This window comes from Vibrio sp. 2096 (assembly GCF_033339595.1).
In the GTDB taxonomy this organism is placed as follows: domain Bacteria; phylum Pseudomonadota; class Gammaproteobacteria; order Enterobacterales; family Vibrionaceae; genus Vibrio; species Vibrio alginolyticus.
In genome coordinates this window covers 221,893-242,033 of the sequence record NZ_JAWOUX010000003.1, presented here as the reverse complement: position 1 = coordinate 242,033, position 20,141 = coordinate 221,893, and the positions used below count along the sequence as shown (strand labels likewise).

Annotated in this window: 17 protein-coding genes; 4 read left to right on the top strand and 13 right to left on the bottom strand. The window is 44.4% G+C overall.

Annotated elements, in window-relative coordinates:
- Positions 1 to 7: 7 nt before the first annotated feature.
- The 5 genes from R7Q41_RS07335 to R7Q41_RS07315 all read right to left on the bottom strand — a co-directional run bounded on the left by R7Q41_RS07335 (position 8) and on the right by R7Q41_RS07315 (position 6,612).
- Positions 8 to 1,075 carry a branched-chain amino acid ABC transporter permease gene (locus R7Q41_RS07335; RefSeq protein WP_005382737.1) on the bottom strand — a complete coding sequence of 356 codons (1,068 nt, stop codon included), beginning with the start codon at positions 1,073 to 1,075 and terminating at the stop codon, positions 8 to 10.
- 11 nt (positions 1,076 to 1,086) lie between these two features.
- On the bottom strand, positions 1,087 to 1,980 hold the full coding sequence (locus tag R7Q41_RS07330; protein WP_005373295.1) for a branched-chain amino acid ABC transporter permease: 894 nt from the start codon (positions 1,978 to 1,980) through the stop codon (positions 1,087 to 1,089).
- A complete protein-coding gene (locus tag R7Q41_RS07325) occupies positions 1,980 to 3,932 on the bottom strand; it encodes a long-chain fatty acid--CoA ligase (protein WP_005373296.1) in 1,953 nt (650 codons plus the stop codon). The genes R7Q41_RS07330 and R7Q41_RS07325 overlap by 1 nt, the downstream gene beginning before the upstream one ends.
- Positions 3,932 to 4,732, bottom strand: a complete 801-nt coding sequence (locus R7Q41_RS07320; RefSeq protein WP_005373297.1) for an ABC transporter ATP-binding protein — start codon at positions 4,730 to 4,732, stop codon at positions 3,932 to 3,934. Before R7Q41_RS07320 ends, R7Q41_RS07325 begins: the two co-directional genes overlap by 1 nt.
- A gap of 242 nt (positions 4,733 to 4,974) precedes the next feature.
- Positions 4,975 to 6,612 carry an electron transfer flavoprotein-ubiquinone oxidoreductase gene (locus R7Q41_RS07315; RefSeq protein WP_053304706.1) on the bottom strand — a complete coding sequence of 546 codons (1,638 nt, stop codon included), beginning with the start codon at positions 6,610 to 6,612 and terminating at the stop codon, positions 4,975 to 4,977.
- 155 nt (positions 6,613 to 6,767) lie between these two features.
- Here R7Q41_RS07315 and R7Q41_RS07310 point away from each other — a divergent pair, with 155 nt between their 5' ends.
- The 3 genes from R7Q41_RS07310 (at position 6,768) to R7Q41_RS07300 (ending at position 10,562) form a co-directional block, all read left to right on the top strand.
- Positions 6,768 to 7,520 carry an electron transfer flavoprotein subunit beta/FixA family protein gene (locus R7Q41_RS07310; RefSeq protein WP_042523555.1) on the top strand — a complete coding sequence of 251 codons (753 nt, stop codon included), beginning with the start codon at positions 6,768 to 6,770 and terminating at the stop codon, positions 7,518 to 7,520.
- Positions 7,517 to 8,443, top strand: a complete 927-nt coding sequence (locus tag R7Q41_RS07305) for an electron transfer flavoprotein subunit alpha/FixB family protein (protein WP_005373301.1) — start codon at positions 7,517 to 7,519, stop codon at positions 8,441 to 8,443. Before R7Q41_RS07310 ends, R7Q41_RS07305 begins: the two co-directional genes overlap by 4 nt.
- Before the next feature lie 88 nt (positions 8,444 to 8,531).
- A complete protein-coding gene (locus R7Q41_RS07300; RefSeq protein ID WP_053304705.1) occupies positions 8,532 to 10,562 on the top strand; it encodes an acetoacetate--CoA ligase in 2,031 nt (676 codons plus the stop codon).
- Between the two features lie 176 nt (positions 10,563 to 10,738).
- On the opposite strand, the gene R7Q41_RS07295 is transcribed toward R7Q41_RS07300, so the two are convergent.
- Both R7Q41_RS07295 and R7Q41_RS07290 read right to left on the bottom strand, forming a co-directional pair.
- Complete coding sequence (locus R7Q41_RS07295) at positions 10,739 to 12,289, bottom strand: alpha-glucoside-specific PTS transporter subunit IIBC (RefSeq protein ID WP_215810345.1); 1,551 nt, start codon at positions 12,287 to 12,289, stop codon at positions 10,739 to 10,741.
- Positions 12,290 to 12,344: 55 nt separating this feature from the next.
- Positions 12,345 to 13,673, bottom strand: coding sequence for a 6-phospho-alpha-glucosidase (locus tag R7Q41_RS07290; protein WP_005373308.1), 1,329 nt, complete (start codon positions 13,671 to 13,673; stop codon positions 12,345 to 12,347).
- A 180-nt stretch (positions 13,674 to 13,853) separates the two neighbouring features.
- On the opposite strand from R7Q41_RS07290, the gene R7Q41_RS07285 reads away from it, so the two are divergent.
- On the top strand, positions 13,854 to 14,561 hold the full coding sequence (locus tag R7Q41_RS07285; protein WP_182015876.1) for a GntR family transcriptional regulator: 708 nt from the start codon (positions 13,854 to 13,856) through the stop codon (positions 14,559 to 14,561).
- Between the two features lie 19 nt (positions 14,562 to 14,580).
- Here R7Q41_RS07285 and mnhG read toward each other — a convergent pair whose 3' ends face one another.
- The 6 genes from mnhG to mbhE are packed head-to-tail and all read right to left on the bottom strand — an operon-like array spanning position 14,581 to position 20,133.
- On the bottom strand, positions 14,581 to 14,874 hold the full coding sequence (gene mnhG, locus R7Q41_RS07280) for a monovalent cation/H(+) antiporter subunit G (protein WP_005373314.1): 294 nt from the start codon (positions 14,872 to 14,874) through the stop codon (positions 14,581 to 14,583).
- Entirely contained in the window at positions 14,874 to 15,152 is a 279-nt protein-coding gene (locus R7Q41_RS07275) for a cation:proton antiporter (protein WP_005373317.1), read from the bottom strand. The genes mnhG and R7Q41_RS07275 overlap by 1 nt, the downstream gene beginning before the upstream one ends.
- Entirely contained in the window at positions 15,145 to 15,621 is a 477-nt protein-coding gene (locus R7Q41_RS07270; protein ID WP_005373320.1) for a Na+/H+ antiporter subunit E, read from the bottom strand. Before R7Q41_RS07270 ends, R7Q41_RS07275 begins: the two co-directional genes overlap by 8 nt.
- Entirely contained in the window at positions 15,618 to 17,114 is a 1,497-nt protein-coding gene (locus R7Q41_RS07265) for a Na+/H+ antiporter subunit D (RefSeq protein ID WP_053349220.1), read from the bottom strand. Before R7Q41_RS07265 ends, R7Q41_RS07270 begins: the two co-directional genes overlap by 4 nt.
- Complete coding sequence (locus R7Q41_RS07260) at positions 17,111 to 17,464, bottom strand: Na+/H+ antiporter subunit C (RefSeq protein ID WP_017633704.1); 354 nt, start codon at positions 17,462 to 17,464, stop codon at positions 17,111 to 17,113. The genes R7Q41_RS07265 and R7Q41_RS07260 overlap by 4 nt, the downstream gene beginning before the upstream one ends.
- A complete protein-coding gene (gene mbhE / locus R7Q41_RS07255; RefSeq protein ID WP_258634847.1) occupies positions 17,464 to 20,133 on the bottom strand; it encodes a hydrogen gas-evolving membrane-bound hydrogenase subunit E in 2,670 nt (889 codons plus the stop codon). The genes R7Q41_RS07260 and mbhE overlap by 1 nt, the downstream gene beginning before the upstream one ends.
- Positions 20,134 to 20,141 lie beyond the last annotated feature (8 nt).

Genomic DNA, 20,141 nt, shown 5'->3' with positions numbered 1-20,141 from the left:
TTCCACGTTAATATGAGAACGGATAATGTTTCCAATATGCTCGAATCTGTTGCCAGCGATGCGATAATCCTTGAGGTTCGAAAATGAGGAACAGCATGATGACTAAACCAATCGCCATCTCTTTGAAGTAAGCCAGACCATCAGTGAAAGCGGTGGTATCACCAAACGCTGAAAGCCCCGTTACGCCAAACTCTAAAACTTCAGGCAGCAATACGATAAATATCGTCCCCATCAGCGTACCTTTGACTGAGCCTAAGCCACCAATGATGATCATTGCCAAGAACTGGATAGACATCATGATGGTGAAGCCTTCTGCTGATACAAACCCTAGATAATGTCCGTAGAGTGCACCCCCGATGCCCGCATAGAATGCACACACTCCAAATGAGAGCAGACGATACTTGGTTAGGTTGATGCCCATGATCTCTGCTGACAGATAGTGATCTCGTACTGAGACAAACGCGCGACCGTCACGAGAACGGATTAAGTTTGATGCCCACATATACATGAAGATCAGCGCAAACAGAGCGATGTAGAAGAAGCTTTCGTCAGTCGTAAACTCAAAACCAAACAAATTAATTGGGTTCGCGCTTGCACCGTATGAGCCGCCACTGAACCAATCTGCGCGAGCAAAGAAGTCCTCTAAAATAAACTGCGCCGCCAACGTTGCGATAGCTAGATATAAACCTTTAATTCGAGCCGCTGGCAGACCAAACAGCATCCCCACAATCATGGTTAAGTAACCCGCAAGCGGAATCGCAAACACGACTGGAATGTTAAACTGGTTATTTAACCAAGCCGATGCAAAGGCGCCAAAACCAAAGAACGCACCGTGACCTAGCGAAATTTGTCCGGTAAAACCAACCAGAATGTTTAAGCCCAATGCCGCGATACCGAGGTATGCAATCTGAATAAACAGGTTTAGGAAGTAAATATCCAAGACCAGCGGTGCTGCCAGCATGGCGATGACACCTGCAATCGCAAGGCTTCTGATGGTTTTGGTTTCAAAAATTGGCGTATCGCTTTTGTATGTGGTTCGAAAATCCCCACATGGGCGCATGCTAAGTTGAGCCATGTTATTTCTCCTTAAATACGCTCAATATCTTTGGTACCAAACAGGCCATATGGCTTGAAGGCAAGAATGATTAACAGCACATAGAATGGTGCGATGTTGTACAGGTTACCCACTTGCAGGTATTGGCTATCAAAAAACTCAGCCAAGTTTTCTAGCACCCCGATGGTAATACCACCGACAATTGCGCCGACCACCGAATCTAAGCCACCTAAAATAACGGCTGGGAAAACTTTGATACCAATAATGGATAGCGCGTCAGATACGCCGTTAACGATACCGATAACAATCCCTGCTGTTGCAGATACCATTGCCGAAATGGCCCAACTGATGGCGAACACTTTCTTGATGGAAATGCCAAGACTCTGGGCTACTTGCTGGTTGAATGCCGTTGCGCGCATTGCCAGACCCATTTTGCTGAATTTGAAGAACCAGTAGAACGCGCCCATGATGAGCATTGAGAAGATCAAGCTCAGAATGTAAGCAAACTCAACATTCAAACCTCCGATATTCACCACGTTGGTTTCGAACACTTGCGGGTACGACACAGCCGAGACACCGAATATCCACTTCATCAGCGCTTGGAAAAACATCGATAGACCAATGGTCACCATGATCACAGAGATAATCGGTTCACCAATCAACGGTCTGAGCACAATGGTTTGCACGGCGATACCAAAAATCATCATGAACGCGAGCGTGAGTAAAAAGCCAATAAAAAACGGTAACTGTAGGTGCACCAATGCCGCCCAACATACCCATGCGCCAATCAACAGGAACTCACCCTGAGCAAAGTTGACCACCTGGGTCGATTTGTAAATCAATACAAAGCACATGGCGACAACGCCATACAACATGCCAACGATCACGCCATTAATGACGAGTTGCAGTAATAAATCCGTATTCACTATGCGATCCTCCGTTGTTCGCTATCCACTAGTGTTGGCTCATGCTCAATAAGCGTTTCAATAACTAGCGACGTTTGAATGCGTGTTTTGGTGCCATCTTGATAAGTGATCACTGTATCGACATCGACTTTTGGATCGTCGCTGTAGATGGTTTCGATGATGTCTCCGTATTTCTCTGCAACCACACCACGGCGTACTTTACGTGTGCGAGTTAGCTCTCCATCGTCGGCATCCAGCTCTTTGTAAAGTAGAATGAATTTGCTGATCTTCTGTGCATCCGGTAGGGATTCGTTCACTTTTTGAACTTCTTCACGAATCGCTTGGTACACTTCTGGTTGAGCAGATAAGTTGGTGTAGTTGGTAAATGCCAAGCCGCGTTGCTCTGCCCACTTCGCGACGATCGCATAGCGAATACAGATGATGGCAGACAGCCAAGGTCGACCTTTACCTACCACCACGGCTTCTGCAATAAACGGCGAGAACTTGAGTTTGTTTTCGATAAACTGTGGCGAATAACGGTCGCCATGGCTGGTTTCCGACATATCTTTCAGACGATCAATCACCACCAAGTGACCGGAATCTTTAAAATAGCCCGCATCGCCTGTGTGCATCCAACCATCTTGAACATCTTCATCATATGCTGCTTGGTTGTTTAAGTAGCCAGTAAACATGCCTGTACTTTTCGCGATGATTTCACCAACGCCATTGCTGTCCGGGTTGATGACTTTCACTTCTGCATTATCAAACGCAACACCAACGGAATCGTAATCCACATCATCCGCTTGGTGCACGGTGTATGCGCCACACATTTCGGTCTGACCATAAAGCTGCTTAAGTGGCACACCAATAGCTTGTAGGTAACGGAAAGTATCCGGTCCCATCGCCGCACCGCCGGTTGCCGCAGATGTCAGGTTCGAAAACCCTAAACGGTCACGCAGAGCACGCAGAAGAATCCATTCAGCCAACTTAGAGCGTTTACCCTGCTCCAGCGCTTTGTTGGCTAAGCTCATGCCCAGTTTGTACATCTTTTGCTTAAACGGTGTCGAATCCATCATTCGTGCAGACACGTCTGCCACAATGTTTTCCCACACACGTGGCGCTAACAGCACAAAGTTTGGACCGATTTCACGCAAGTCGGACATCATGGTTTCTTGTTCTTCCACAAAGTTAACGATTTGACGAGAAATCAACGCCTGACCAACCACGTAAACCTGCTCCATAATCCAAGGCAAAGGCAGAACAGAAACGTAGTTGTCGCCTGGGGAACGAGGGTCTGCACGCAAGTAAGCCGCACAGTGATCCAAGAACGTGCCACTGTGTAGCTGAGCCAATTTTGGTTTAGAAGTCGTACCCGACGTAGTACAAAGAATTGAAAGATCGCTGCCTTTGGTTTCAACAACCATATTGAGATATTTGTCTGGGTCCGCTTTATCAATCAGCTGACCTTTTTTGTAGACCTGTTCAACATCAATTAATCTTGGATCATCGTATTTACGCATTCCACGAGGATCGCAGTAAATAATGTATTCAACGCTAGGAATTTCATCACCAAGCTCAAGCAGCTTGTCGCATTGCTCTTCATCTTCGGCAATCACGACTTTTGCTTTTGCATAGTTGATAAGGTACGCCACCTCTTCGTGCATAGAATCTTGATAGATGCCCAGCGAGAAACCTTTGATCGCATGTGCCGCTAACTCGCCCCATACCCATTCAGGGCGGTTATCACCTAGCAAACCAACGACATCTTGCTCACCAATACCCAAATCTCGTAGTGCCAGTGCCATCCACTTGACGCGGTTTTCATAATCCTTCCAAGTGAACTCTCGCCATATACCAAACTCCTTTTCACGCATTGCGACTTGTTCGGGCCAGTTCTTGGCATTGTGTTGCAACACTTTTGGAAAGGTATCTAAGCGGGTTATATCTGCCCAATCATTATGTTGCTGTGCCATTATGCACTCTCCTCTAATGTCGGTAACTCTTCGCCTAAGTACGCTTGTTTCACATGTGGGTTGGCCATCACTTCTTCAGGCTCACCCGTAGCAATGTGTTTACCGAAATCCAAAACCAAAACGCGATTAGAGATGTCCATGACCACGCCCATGTCGTGCTCAATCATGATGATCGTGATATCTAATTCTTCATTCAGATCCATGATGTAACGTGCCATGTCTTCCTTTTCTTCCAAGTTCATACCTGCCATTGGTTCATCAAGCAGCAATAACTTAGGTTTTAAGGCAATGGCACGAGCAAGCTCTACACGCTTACGTAAGCCGTAAGATAGCGTGCCTGCAGTCGCTTTTCGGATGTGCTGGATTTCTAGAAAATCGATCACGTCTTCCACATATTTGCGGTGCGCCATCTCTTCTTTCTGCGCATTGGAGAACCAATAGAGTGGCCCCGTGACGAAGTTATTTTTCAGTAGGTGGTGTCGGCCAACCATGATGTTGTCCAGTACCGACATATGAGAAAAGAGCGCTAAGTTTTGGAAGGTTCTTCCCAGCCCTAACTCAGCTCGTTGGCTTGGTGTACGTTTAGTTACGTCATCTCCAGCGAAGATTACAGAGCCTTTGTTTGGTGTGTATCGACCAGAGATGCAATTGAGCATTGAGGTTTTACCTGCACCGTTTGGACCAATGATTGAAAAAATTTCCTTTTCATTCACATGGAAGCTCACGTCAGTTAAAGCTTTCACCCCACCAAAAGCCAATGAAATATCGTTTACCTGCAACAGAGGCGATTCCGATACCATAGTTGATCTCCCTTTCGTTATTTTAAGTGCGTTCCATTGAGCACTATTTGATCAAACCTAACTTTGATACTGGTAACCGCTTTTACACCTATGCATCAACTTTGTATTCAGTTTACGTAAACGTCAATTTAAAATCAGAATAGTGCCTGAAAGATTAAGTTGCAATCGAGTTCATCGAGAAAGATTTGAACTAACGCAAACTTTAAGTAAATAAATTGTTAATAAAAATTATTCTCAAACGCTTACATATTTGGATAGTTCGGACCACCACCACCTTCTGGCGGAGTCCAGGTAATATTTTGACTTGGATCTTTGATGTCGCAGGTCTTACAGTGGATACAGTTGGCCGCATTTATTTGCAGCTCTGGCTGCTGCTCCCCCTGTACGATTTCATACACGCCAGCCGGACAATAGCGCTGTGCTGGCTCTGCATATAATTCAAGGTTCTGCTCAATAGGGATCCGCTGGTTCTCCAGTCGTAAGTGGCATGGTTGATCTTCCTCATGGAAGATATTGGATAGATAAACGGAAGAGAGGCGATCGAAACTTAACACGCCATCAGGCTTCGGATAGACAATTTCATTGCTGTTTTCCGCCAATAACAGAGACTGATGATCAGGCTTATCACAGCGGATATGCCACTTAGCTTTACCTTTTAACACGTTATGTTCCAGCAGCGCTAAACCACCGCCCAGCCACGATCCAAAGCGGTGGATTCCACTTGAGAAGTTACGTGCTTGATAAAGCTCTTCATACAGCCAAGACTGTTTGAAATGCTTTTGATAATCAGCAGTAACTGACTGACTCTCAAGGGCTTCACATACTGCTTCAGCGGCAAGCATTCCAGATTTTATTGCGGTGTGTGTGCCTTTGATTTTAGCGCCGTTAAGTGTTCCTGCATCACAGCCAATTAACAAGCCACCAGCAAACTGCTGCGTGGGAAGCGAATGAAAGCCGCCCTTGGTAATCGCTCTCGCGCCATAGCTAATACGCTTCCCATTTTTGAGGTATTGCTCAATCAACGGGTGGTGTTTAAAACGTTGAAACTCATCAAATGGACTCAAGTGCGGATTCTTATAATTCAAGTCAACAATCAACCCGACGGCAACTTGGTTTCCCTCTAAATGGTAGAGATAACTGCCACCTGTAGCTTCATTTGATAACGGCCAACCTAATCCGTGCACTACTAAACCTTGCTGATGCTGCTCTGATGGGATTTCCCACAGCTCTTTAAAACCGATAGCGTAGTGTTGAGGCGTTTTCTCTTCAGCAAGATTAAATCGGTTAATCAACTGCTTACCAATATGCCCCCGTGCGCCTTCAGCAAATAAAGTAAACTTCGCTCGCAGTTCAATACCAGGTTCGAAATTTCCTTTTTGTTCACCATTTTTATCTAATCCCATATCGCCCGTGATCACGCCACAAACACGACTATCTTCATCGATGATCGCTTGACTGGCGGTAAAACCTGGGTAGACCTCCACCCCCAAGTTCTCAGCCTGCAACGCCATCCATCGGCATAGACTGCCCAAACTTATGATGTAATTACCTTTGTTATGTAACGTATTAGGCACCGCCCAAGACGGCAGTTCATGACCATTGATGTCATTGCCTAGATAGTAGGTTTTATCTTGGTTTACTTTGGTATTGAGCGGAGCGCCTTTCTCTTCCCAGTCGGGAAAAAGCTCATCCAAACTCCGCGTTTCAAACACCGCACCCGATAAAATATGCGCTCCAACTTCAGAACCTTTTTCTACCACGCAAACAGAGAGGTCTTGTTTTTTTTCTGCTGCTAATTGTTTGATTCGGCATGCCGCAGACAAACCTGCGGGACCAGCGCCTACAATCAGAACATCAAATTCCATGCAGTCTCTTTCCATGATTGCATTCCTTTTTCTTTGCATGTTGCCAATTTGTTAATCAACAATATATTTAAAGTTGACGCAAACGTAAAGGTAAATTAACATCATTTTAAAGACGTCATCACATCGTCTTCACTGTAAACACATAGTCTTCACTGTAAAAGGAATCTAACGTGAAAATACTAGTGCCAATCAAAAGGGTCATTGATCCCTACGTTAAAGTTCGCGTGAAAGCGGACCATAGCGATGTTGAAACCAATAACGTCAAGATGACGATTAATCCATTTTGCGAAATAGCCGTTGAAGAAGCCGTACGACTAAAGGAGCAAGGTATTGCAGATGAAGTCATCGTTGTCAGTGCTGGCGGTAGCCAGTGTCAGGAGCAACTACGTACCGCGCTTGCATTAGGCGCCGATCGCGCTATTCATGTCGATACTGAAGACAAAATAGAGCCATTAGTTGTTGCTAAGCTGCTCAAAGCTCTAGTTGAGCAAGAACAAGCACAGCTTGTGATTACGGGTAAACAATCCATTGATACGGACAACAACCAAGTGGCTCAGATGCTGGCCGCCCTACTTGACTGGCCTCAAGCAACTTTCGCTTCCGACGTGAAGATTGAAGATCAAAAAGTTCAGGTCGTGAGAGAAGTGGACGGCGGCTTGATGACGGTCGCGATGAACTTACCTGCGGTGATCAGTACTGACTTACGCCTGAATGAACCGCGTTTTGCCTCTTTGCCTAATATCATGAAAGCTAAGCGCAAGCCGTTAGATACCATCACACCTGACAGTCTGGGTGTTGAAGTGGTATTTAGCCAAACCATTCAAGAAATCACACCGCCAGCGCAAAGAAAAGGTGGCATCAAGGTTGAATCTGTCTCAGAGCTTCTCGATAAGCTGCGTAACGAAGCGAAGGTGATTTCATGAAGAACTTAATCATAGCAGAGCATGACAATAACCAATTGCATGCGGACACACTCAAAGTGGTTAATGCAGCAAAACAAGTCAGCCAAGACAATGTTTTGATCGTAGTGGGCCACCAGTGTGAAGAAGTCGCTCAACAAGCTTGTCGCGTTGATGGTATATCAAACGTAATTTGTGTCGATGATGAGCAACTTAAGCATCAATTTGCCGAGAGTATCGCACCTATTGTAGTGAGTGTTGCTGAAGGTTTTGACGCAATCTGGGCTAGCTCATCATCAAAAGGGAAAGATCTTGCACCGCGAGTAGCAGCGAAGTTCGGCGTTGGGCAAATTTCCGATATTGTCCAAGTTATCGATGAAAACACTTTTATCCGCCCTATTTACGCAGGAAACGCATTTGCCAAAGTGACCACCAGCGACAAGGTTCGCGTCATCACCGTGCGCGCGTCTGCGTTTGAGCCGGTTACTTGTCACAACCAAGCTGATATTAAGCATCAGCAGGTCACTATCTCAGCTCCAATGGTTGAATTGGTTTCTGTCGATAAAACCGTGTCAGAACGTCCTGAATTAAGCGCGGCAGAGGTGGTTGTGTCAGGTGGACGCGGGGTCGGTAGCAAAGAGAACTTCGCGTTGATCGAACAAGTTGCCGATAAACTAGGTGCTGCCATTGGCGCTTCTCGCGCGGCGGTTGATGCCGGGTTTGTTGCCAACGACTTACAAGTGGGTCAAACCGGTAAAATCGTTGCACCTAAGCTTTATATAGCGGTTGGGATTTCCGGTGCCATCCAGCATCTTGCAGGAATGAAGGAATCCAAAGTGATTGTCGCGATCAACAAAGATCCAGAATCTCCTATCTTTGAAGTTGCCGACTATGGATTGGTTGGTGATTTATTTGAGGTACTACCTCAGCTTGCCGAACAACTTTAAACGATCAGATAAGGGGCGAACACTGCTATGTTCGCCCCTTTATTTTGTTTTTTGGTCATATTCAAAAGAATTGAAATTAGAGGGACCTATGCCAAATTCTGCACCTATTTGGTCACCATCTGCTGAGCGCGTCAGCAATAGCAACTTATTACGGTTCATCGAAAAGGTTAATAAAGACAAAGCCGAAGGTACCGTAATCAACAATTACACGTCTCTACACCAGTGGTCCATTGAGCACAATGATGAATTTTGGCGACATACTTGGCAGTTTTGCAACGTAATCGGAGATATGGGTTCGCAAATCAAGAGCCTTGGCAGTCCCAAATGGACACAAACAGGTTCTAATCATCACCATGTAAATAGAGACACAGTATGGTTTGCTGACGCCACGCTGAACTACGCAGAGAACCTCCTATCTCAGGCTGAACAATCACCAGAGCGCGAGTTTATTGTTTTTAGCAATGAAAGCGGTGAACACCGACAACTCACCGGTAAACAGTTGCTTGAACAAGTTTCCGCCATTCAACAATGGCTACTCAATTGTGGTGTCGGTAAAGGCGATGTCGTTGCGGGTTATTTGCCCTACCTTCCTGAAACCGTTATTGCCATGCTGGCCACCACCAGTCTTGGTGCCATTTGGACTTCAACCTCTCCTGATTTTGGTATCGATAGCGTCGTAGAGCGTTTTGGTCAGGTCAAACCGAAAGTTCTTTTTTGCTGTGATGGCTACCAGTTCGGAGGCAAAGCTTTCGATATGACGGACAAGAACACCACTCTTAGTAGTAAGTTAAGCAGTGCCTCCGAAGAGACTACTATTAGCGTATGCCAAATCGAATATTTACAAAACGCTGAGAGTGCTAGCACTTCTGAGTTTGTTTCTTGGTCCGATATTACTCACCACTTTTCTCCACAATCAATTCAATATCAACCAACGCTGTTTAATGACCCGTTATTCATTTTGTATTCTTCTGGTACAACAGGTCAACCTAAGTGTATTGTCCATTCCGCAGGCGGTACCTTGCTCAATCACCTCAAAGAACATCAACTGCATTGCGACATCAAATCGCAAGACAAGGTTTTCTACTACACAACATGTGGTTGGATGATGTGGAACTGGCATGTTTCCGCTCTTGCGAGTGGAGCAACCTTAGTGATTTACGACGGTAGTCCGGTTTATCCTGATCACTCCGTCTTATGGCGATTAGCAGAAGAACATAACGTGTCGCTGTTTGGTACTTCAGCGAAATACTTAGAGGCACTGGAACATGCGAACTGCTCTCCAAAACTAGAACATAACTTGAAGTCACTCAAAACTCTGTGCTCAACTGGTTCGGTGCTTTACCCAGAACAATTTAATTATGTCTATCAGCACATCAAGCAGGACTTGCATCTCGCTTCTATTGCTGGCGGCACAGATATTTGCGGATGCTTTGTACTTGGAAACCCAATCTCACCAGTTTACAAAGGTGAATGCCAAGGCGCAGGGCTGGGAATCGACGCACGTGTTCTAGAGGATGATGGACATACTATTACGCAAAAACGTGGCGAACTGACTTGTAATAACTCACTACCTAACTTCCCTATTGGTTTCTGGAACGACAACGGCGAACGTTATCACAACGCTTATTGGAGCAAGTTTACCGATATCTGGCACCATGGCGACGATGTGATGCAAACCGAACATGACGGCTTTATTTTTTATGGCCGTAGTGACGCAACCTTAAATCCAGGCGGCGTACGAATCGGTACCGCTGAAATCTATCAACAAGTGAACGCGTTACCCGAGGTTGAAGACTCCATCGCTGTCGGCAAGTTAAACCAGCAGTCTGAAGAAATCTGGTTACTAGTAAAACTCGCTCACAACGTCGAGTTAACCCAACAACTCACCGATTCAATTCGCCAAACATTGAAAACAAAATGTTCACCGCGCCATGTCCCACGACAAATTTTTGCTATCAGTGATATTCCTAAAACGCGCTCAGGCAAATTGGTTGAGCTAGCAGTGAAACAATTGGTAAACGGACAAGCTGTAAAAAACATTGGTGCTATTGCTAACCCAGAAGTGCTGGAAGAAATTAAAACGCTGTTCAACATAGAAAGTGGTGCCACTGTCACTTAGAGACTCAACAAGTCTTCCAACAATACAGACGGGTATAACCTAACTATATTTTAGCTCGCTCGATAACTCCTCCCCACTTTCGTGGAAACTGAGCGAAATATGCTTCATGTACACAAAAAAGGTGAGATAATTCTATCTCACCTTTGAGCCATATGAGCGGGAGCATTAGTTGGGGGTTAAGCTTTTATCAGTTGGCTCATATCTTCGCGAACTTGTGGCACCGTTAAACCAACGATGATTTGAAGGCTCTCTTGATTTCTAACAATATTCACCGCTCCGTGCTGTGTGAAAAATGCGTTCTCCTTTACAAGAGAGACATCTTTAACTTTAACACGCAGACGCGTCGCGCAATTAGTTAACAATTCAATGTTTTCTTTTCCACCCAAACCTTCAATAAAGGCACTAGCTTGTGACGGACTTGCGCTACTGTTATGGACCTCTTTCGCTTCTTTGTAGTCAGCTTTTGAATACAACTTACTATCTGCACCTTCACGTCCCGGAGTAAGTATGTTGTATTTTAAAATAAGCGCGCGAAACGTAACAAAGTAAACACCAGTAAACATGAGACCAATAATAATCTGAATCACGTATGTTCCCGCATGGTTACCAGCCAAAGGCAACCAGTTTTGGAAAATGAAGTCTATCAAGCCAGTCTGAAAGTTACCGGAAACACCAAACATAAAGGCGATCGTTGCCATTGTCGCAGATAACAACGCATGCAAAGCAAACAGCGCAGGTGCGATAAATAAGAATGTAAACTCTATTGGTTCGGTGATCCCTGTAAGAATTGCTGTGATTGCGGCTCCGAGCACTAACCCCATCACCATCTTTTTATTTTCTTTTTTCGCAACTGAATAGAGTGCTAGTGCGATACCCGTACAACCAAACACTTTACCCATTCCCGTCAACATCAAACCACCCTGAGGAAATTGTGTCGTTAAACTTTCCGAGCTCTGGGCGAATGTCTGTATATTTTGAATCCAATAGGCAACCGTTCCGCCATCGACTGCAACTGGCCCATAAAAAACGGGACCATATACGAAATGATGCAACCCCGTTGGTATCATGATTCGCTCTAAAAACGTAAATAGCCATACCCCTAACGATCCAGCAGAAACCAAAAATGATTGCAGATTATTAATACCATGCTGAATACTTGGCCAAGTCAAACAAGTTAGAATTGCCATCACGACCATAATTGGGAAGCTAATGATCACAACCAATGGCGTTCCGCCAAATACAGCCGCCCAATCCGGTAGCTTTTTATCAAAGAATCGGTTGTGAACCCAAACAGAGAGACTTGCAATTAAAATCGCACCTAGCAAGTTGGTATCAAGCGTTAGAATGCCACCAACTTCAGTCAAACCTCGCTCACCTTCCGTATAGTTAACTCCCAGTTCTGGCCCCCAAAATTGAAGGATTCCACCAATAACGTAGTTATACGTAATGTAGGAAACAAGTGTTGCAAGTACAGCGCGACCAGATGCTTTTTTAGCTAAAGCGATAGGTAACCCAACGGCAAAAATAAGTGCCATATTTTTAAATACAGCGAGTGATGCCTGTAAAATGATCGTCGAGACTTTAACCCAAGCACTCCCCTCTAGTGCCCAAGGAAACACTTCTTGATTTAACAGCACAACAGAGAAACCCAATAACATGCCCGCTGCTGGAAATAATAGAACGGGTACAAACATCGCGGCTCCGAACCTTTGAATAATGTCTTTCATATAAACCTCTTGTTTCATTCACGGAGCCTACAAGTAGGCCCCGAACGTCCAGTTGTTATTGAAAAAATTGAGGAAGGTAGGCTTTATTTTCTTCTAGTAATTGTTTTGTTATTTCTTTAGCTTTTGGCACATTAACCACGGTACGGTTAAGTGTGAGTGCATTAATCAGCTTTTGCTGACTTCCTTCGTACCAAGCATCCACGACTAATTTCTCGTAACCAAGTTGGCTCTCAATCATGGCTTTTTGGAAGGTTGGGATTTTTCCTACAGTAAAAGCTTTCGGTCCATCACTAGTTAGCGCAGCTGGAACTTCTACCATGGCGTCATTTTGTAAATTTGTAATAGCACCATTATTCGGTACGATGACGAGATACACATCGCTCAAGTTGTAGGCTAGCGAAGCCGCGACTCTCACCATGTATCGACCATGGATATCGGCATGCAGTGTTTCGTGCTTCGTGGTGCCCGCTTCAATTATTCTTGCGTTCAATTCAAACACTCGTTTCTCACGGCCGTTAATTACCTGCCTTGCGCGAGTATTATTGATATCCTCTTTCGCTACCATTTTTTCAGGGTACAAATAGTATTGAAGATACGTATTCGGCAAAAACTCTGGATTATCAGCAAGCATTGTTCTCATGTTTTTGAATGTGGCTTGCCACGATGGGTCATCCGCTATTTCCGCATCAACCGCACTGATCCCTTCTTTTAGGATGATATTTTTAATTTTATCCGTTAAGTCTTCACCCTGTTTATTACGAATTTTGGTAAACCAGCCATAGTGATTAAGCCCAAAATATTCAGGAACAAAGTCCCAAATTTCACACCCTAACAATTGCGCATAGCTGACCATAATCGCTGCTGGCATATCACAAATATTTAGAATTCGCTTATCATGCGGAAATTCACGATTTAAAGCTTCAGCGACAATTGCCGCCGGGTTGGTGTAATTAAGAATCCACGCATCTGGACACGTTTGTCGGATCTCGTTCACTAGCTGGATCATATCGCCGATAGAGCGAAGTCCATATGCCATTCCTCCCGCGCCACATGTCTCTTGCCCAACACAAGAGTTGGATAGCGGGATTTGTTCATCGCGCTCGCGCATGGCCAACCCACCAGTGCGGATCTGGATAAAGAAAAAGTCCGAATCTGCGAATGCGACAGATTTATCCGTTGTATAAACAAACTCTTCAACTTCTGGATAGTGTTCTCGCAATAGAATTTCAGTAGCTAATGCATTCGATTCTTGGCGTTTCTCATCTATGTCGTAAAACACGACTTTTGCGAGTGGAAAGTTATCTTTTTCGGCAATAAGGCTGTTCATCATACCAAGTGTGTATGTACTGCCAGCACCAACAATCGTTAATTTTTGACGTTTCATTTCGCTACCTCAAATGTTTATCCTGCAAATGTACAAAATAAGTATTAATACTTTTATGATACATTTAAAGTGTAAGCACATAGATACGAGATAAAAATCACACAAAGATCCTAAGGAAAAGTATTAACTACATCTCAGATCACATTCTTGCTATCATGATCCAAGACTTAGCGAGGTATTATGAAACCCAAATACATAGACATTGCGGAACGATTAGAAAAAAAGATCAAAGATGGGGAACTACAACCTAAATCGATGCTTCCAAAAGAGAGTGATTTGCAAGAAGAGTTTTCCGTAAGCCGCGTAACCATCAGAAAAAGCTTACAAATTCTGGTCGACAATAATTTAATTAGTCGGACAAGAGGTAGTGGAACTTATGTAAACGATCTAAAAGCCCAACATGATGCCTTACATTTGCTGGGTTTTATCGAGGAAGTCAGTAAACAAGGGAAAACACCTAGCTCTCAAGTCATAAAGTTCGAACTTAAAAAGCCGAATGAGCAGGTTGCTAAGCAGTTAAATCTCTCGCCCAATGATGATACATATGAAATACATAGACTTAGGTGTATTAATGATGAGCCTGAAATTTACGAAGTCACTCATATGCCAGCAATGTTATTTCCAGACTTGAGCATAGCCATAATGAATGGTTCTAAATATGAGTACATTGAAAATAGCAAAAGATTGAAAATTGCGAAAAGCTGTCAGTCTGTCAAACCGTATTTGTTAGATGCAGAGACGGCCTCATACCTGAATGAAACAGAAGCTTCCCCTATTCTAAAAGTTGAGTCCACTGGTTACCTAGAAGATGGTCGTGCATTTGAATATACCGTCAATTACTTCCGACTTCATCAATACAGCTTCGAGTTTATTTCAACTAGGGCGTAGTACTATTCGACGCTAATGGTTAATCATTGCGCCAAATCTTATATCCGACCTCTCGCATTGCTCTGCCGAGCAGGTGGGAGGCGACTGGCGCAGTGAGAACGATAAACAACATCGTACCGATAACCCGAGAGATCACGGTAACTTCAGGGAGTGAGAAAGCGACCGCTAATAACAAGCAGCTCACTCCAACAGTTCCAGCTTTGGTCGCTGCATGCATTCGGGTATACAAATCAGGAAGCCTCAGGACACCTAGACTTGCAACCAAGGTCAACAATGTTCCTAAGCATAAAAATAGTCCAATCAACACGTCCATTATTCTTTCTCCTTTCTTTTAACGATCAAACGTGCAAATGCGATCGTGCCGAGAAATGCGACCAAACCTAATGTAATGGCGATGTCTAACAGAGCGTCCTCACCGCTGTCTAAGGTGTAGACCGTAATAAATCCGATAGTGATAAATGAAATCAGATCTAACGCCACAACTCGATCAGCTAGCGTTGGTCCTAGAATTAAACGAGCAAAAGCCATAACAAAGCTGAGTAGTAGTCCAGAATAGGCAAAAGTGACCGTTATTTGCAGCCAACTATCCACGCGTCACCTCCAAAATTCGATGCTCTAACCCATCTTTAATTCCGCGAATAACCTCTTCATGTTCAGGTGCAAACATGGCATGAACGATAAGATACTTTTTATCAGCCGTAACATCCAAACTAAGCGTACCCGGTGTTAAAGAAACCATGTTCGCCAGTAATGTGATTTCTAGGTCAGAATCGACCTCCAGAGGGACATAAACGATATCAGGCTGACTCAAATGAGTAGGTGTCACGACGTCCCACACCACTTTCGCAACCGATATAACCATTTCATAAGCGAAGTACACCAATAACTTCAATGCAGATGCAAAACGTTGAAAATAGCTCGTTTTCAATCCAAATGGTTGACTCAACCTTAAAGCAAAAAAGCCGACCGTAAATCCGACAACAAAATTCAGACTCGAATAGCTGCCATTAAGCATCATCCACGCTAACGCTAAGAAAAAATTGAGGAATAGATAGATCATGCATTTCCTCCTAACACCACTCTGATGTATTCAGTCGGATTTAACAGTTGTTCTGCAGCTTGAACGGAAAATTGATAAAAAGGCTCCGCCACTAAGCCAATGATTAGCGTCAACGTTGTCAATACAATAATTGGAACGCAGTACAACCAATGTACTTTGGCCTGCAGAGTCTGTTCTGGCTTCTCTCTAAATGGCTTTTTCCAAAATGCCTCACTCCAAATTTTCGTCATCGAGTAGACAGTAAGCAACCCCACCAATAACGCGGTACCTGCTAACCAGTAATACTCAGCCTGTATGCTCGACTTGATGACCAATAGCTTTCCCCAGAAACCCGATAGCGGTGGGAAACCGGCCAGAGAAAACGCAGGGACAAGAAACAAGAACGCTAACCAAGGCATAGCTTTGTATACCCCACCCAAATGTTCAAGTTGACTAGAGCCATATTTGCGCTCGATGAATCCACCTATTAAGAACAAATTCGCTTTTACAATGATGTGATGAACAATGTAGAAAATGGCACCGGCTAAAGCTAAGGGAGTGTAAATAGCCAACCCCATGATCATATAGCCTATTTGGCTAATAATATGAAAAGAAAGAATTTTCTTAATGTCGAATTGGCTAGCCGCTCCTAAAACGCCCGTTAACATGGTTAGCCCTGCGACCCAAATTAACGTCGGTTGCCAACCACTCTCGGCGAGCGGAAATACCAAGGTAAAGACTCTTATCAACGCGTATACACCGACTTTAGTAAGCAACGCGGCAAACAGTGCCACCACACCGCTTGGTAACGTGTGATAAGAAGCTGGCAACCAAGCAAATAAAGGAAAGAGTGCCGCTTTAATAGAAAAGGCAAACAAAAATAGCGCGGACAGCATCATGTTGATGCTCAATTCATTTTCCCCTACTTTGGTGTAGAGATCGGCCAAGTTCAAGGTGCCCGTTGCTCCATACAATAAACCGATAGCAAGCAAAAATACCAGCGTCGAAATCAGGTTCAACATCACGTACTTTACTGCACCATCAACTTGAGTTTTCGTTGCATCTAACACCATTAAACCAAATGATGAAATGAGCATGACCTCAAACCAAACATACAGATTAAAAATATCTCCAGTCAGGAAAGCACCATAAACGCCAGCAAGCAACACGTGCATTAACGCATGGTAATTGCTATAGGAGGGCTTTCGGTGAAGGTCCGCCATCGCGTAGAAAACACATATCGCACCAATCACCGCCGTTATCATCACCATAGCAACGCTGAGGTAATCTGCGACAAACACGATACCAAATGGCGCACTCCACTGACCAAAAGCAACGGCTTGAATACCATTACTTATGATGTTTTCTGTGAGAAAGCCCGCAACGAAAAGGTTCGAAATCGCACTTACACCGCTCAACCACTCAACACTTTTTGTTGAGCGACGGACGAAGAAGATAGTCAACGCCGTACTCAGCGAGAGAACAACCGGTAACGTAAGCAAAATCGAACTCATTGACCCTCCTCAGAACGTTGCATTTCATCGACGTTTGCAGTTCCAGTGTCTTTATAAGCTCGATAGAACAGCATTAAAGCAAAAATAAGTAGTCCAAAACCGATGACTATCGCAGTTAAGATAAGCGCTTGAGGTAAAGGATTTGCCGCGCTATCTGGTGGTAAAAGAGCATTATCGCCAATCAATGGCGGCTCTCCGGGCGTCAGCCTTCCAGCGGTAAAAATAGCAAGGTTAACCGCACTACTGAGTAACATGATGCCGAACAAAAGGCGCAAGATATGCTTTTCAAGCATTAAATAAACACCTGCTGCGACAAATACTCCAACGACAACACTCCAGACTATTTCCATCACTCTAGCTCCTCATTAATACGAAGCAGCATACCCATCACGCCACCTATAACGGCAAGGTAAACACCAACATCAAAAACCAATGGCGTCCCTAGTGGTATCACGTCTTTCCACCACAGTCCGGTCAAAAACGGTTTATCAAACGCAAAGCTCAAAGCACCAGAAACTAAGCTCAATGCGATGCCAGATAACGCAATGAGAAACGGTTTGAAATACAACCTAGAACGAACGTATTTCGGTGATTCCGCGAACATGAGAAGTGATAAACCAATAACGGCAATCAACGCACCAATAAAGCCACCACCCGGTTCGTTATGACCACGTAACAACAGATACACTGAAAATACGAGCATGAGTGCCGAAACAATGTGTGCCGTGGTTGCAAAAATTAATGATTGGATACGATTTTGCTTTTTCGCTCTTGTCTTAAGCAAACTCACTGCAGCAATCCCTGCAATAACAACGACAACAACTTCTCCCAATGTATCAAATGCGCGAAAGTCGACCAGAATAACGTTAACAATGTTTCGCCCATGTCCACCCGGGACACTGTTTTCTGCAAAGAAATCTGACACCGAAGAGTCCATCGGCTGAGACGTGATTCCTAACAAAAGTAAAGTAACCGAAACACCTATCACACCTGCTATGCAAATATTCGCTACTTTACGTTTTATTGAATGCTTGGGCACGGTGGTTAGACGTGGCATATGACGCATTAACAATGCAAGAAAGACCACCATTAATGTTTCCACTAACAGTAAAGTCTTCGCAACGTCCGGGGCGCTATAAATCATAAAAACAAGCGTGGTCATGAAGCCAATCATACCAAGCGCAGAAATCGCAAGAAGTCTTGCGTGGGACAACGTACATACGAGCGCAGCACCAATCAACAATAAGGCAATACCAATCTCATAGAAAGTGACACTTGAAAGTTCGCCAACCAAAGGTAGAGGAATAAGCGCTACCTGACTCAGTAACGCAACGGCAAGTACCGTGAAAAATAATAGGACATAGCGACTCAATTTCTTTTGCTGTAACCGCGCCGTTTGCCACTTCGCCACTGTCATCATGCCATCTAATAGTCGTTCAAAAATATTCTCCGCTTTGGGGACGAATAGATGTAGCCGCTGAAAAAATGCAGACACAGTAGGATAAACACGGTACACCACATACCCCAACGCTAGCGTAATAACGCTTAACACTAACGGTACATTCACGCCATGCCATAGTGATGTCTCTTTAAGAGTTGCTGTGGGCAGAATGTCAGCAGAGCCCGGAAAAATAATATTGCGATCTAACCAATTCAAACCGAATAACGGAACTAGGAGGCTGCCAACTGCCAAGAGCAAAGGCGAGATCCACATGGCTTTTCTTGTCTCAACTGGCTTAGTTTCAATCGGCACGAGATCACGGCGAGCAAAGAATGGTCTCGCAATAAGCATAATGGTTAGCGCGACCATCAGTATATTCACGATTAAAAGTACAAAGGCGATCCAGTTATTGAGCTCTACTGCGGACTTGTACATGTATTCTTTGCTCAAAAAGCCTAACAACGGCGGGAACCCCGCTTTAGACAATGCAGCCAAACTCCCCGCAACCATGCTGATGACGAGAACTGACTTCAGGCCGTACAATTGATCAATATCTCGTGTTCCTGTCGCTTTGTCGATATTACCCACCACCATAAACAGCGCAGCTTTATAGAAAGAGTGAGCGAGAATAAACATCAATACTGCACTAACGGCCAAATCTGTGCCCATACCTAGTAATAATGTTAATTTACCCAAAGCAACATTCGTGCTGTAGGCTAGCATCAGCTTCAAGTCAGTTTGTTTTAATGCGACAAATGTGCACCAAATGGCCGTGATACTCCCAGTGATGACTAAAGCATAAAACCAGATCTCGCTGTGGGCATAAACTGGCGATAAACGTGCTAATAGGTAAATGCCTGCCTTTACCATTGTTGCCGAGTGTAAATACGCACTGACCGGAGTGGGAGCTGCCATCGCGTTAGGTAGCCAAAAATGAAACGGGAATTGCGCAGATTTAGTAAATGCACCGAGTAGTATGAGCACTAGAGATGGGATAAACCATTCATGCTGCGCAATAGTGTCTGCCTGCTCGATAATGGTATTTAGCTCATAACTCCCTGCCATTGCTCCCAGCAAGATAAGACCAGCTAGCAACGCTAGTCCACCAGCACCAGTAACAATCAGCGACTGCAAGGCGTTTTTCCGAGACGTTTTATTTTCGTGATTAAACCCGATCAGTAAATAAGAAGTGATGGTGGTGAGTTCCCAGAAAACAAATAACAACAGAATGTTATCGCTCATCACAATCCCTAGCATGGCAAGCATGAATAGGGTTAGATACAAATGAAAGGAAAACCGGCTATCACTTTCTCGTAAATAAGCCAAAGCGTAGATTTGAATCAGTGCGCCAATCCCACTGATCAGTCCCGCAAAAAGAAATGAAAGACCATCTAATCTAAAGCTAAGGTTGATATCGAGGCTTGGTATCCATTCCGCATTCCAGCTCACGCCTGCAGGAGTATAGATATAGAAGAGAAAAGAGAAGATTAAAACTGGCAGCGCAGGGAAAATCAGTAAGACCAACTGATTATCTAGGTTTTTCGGCAGGTTTTCTTTACCCGTTATGTTATTCAACATCGCAGCCC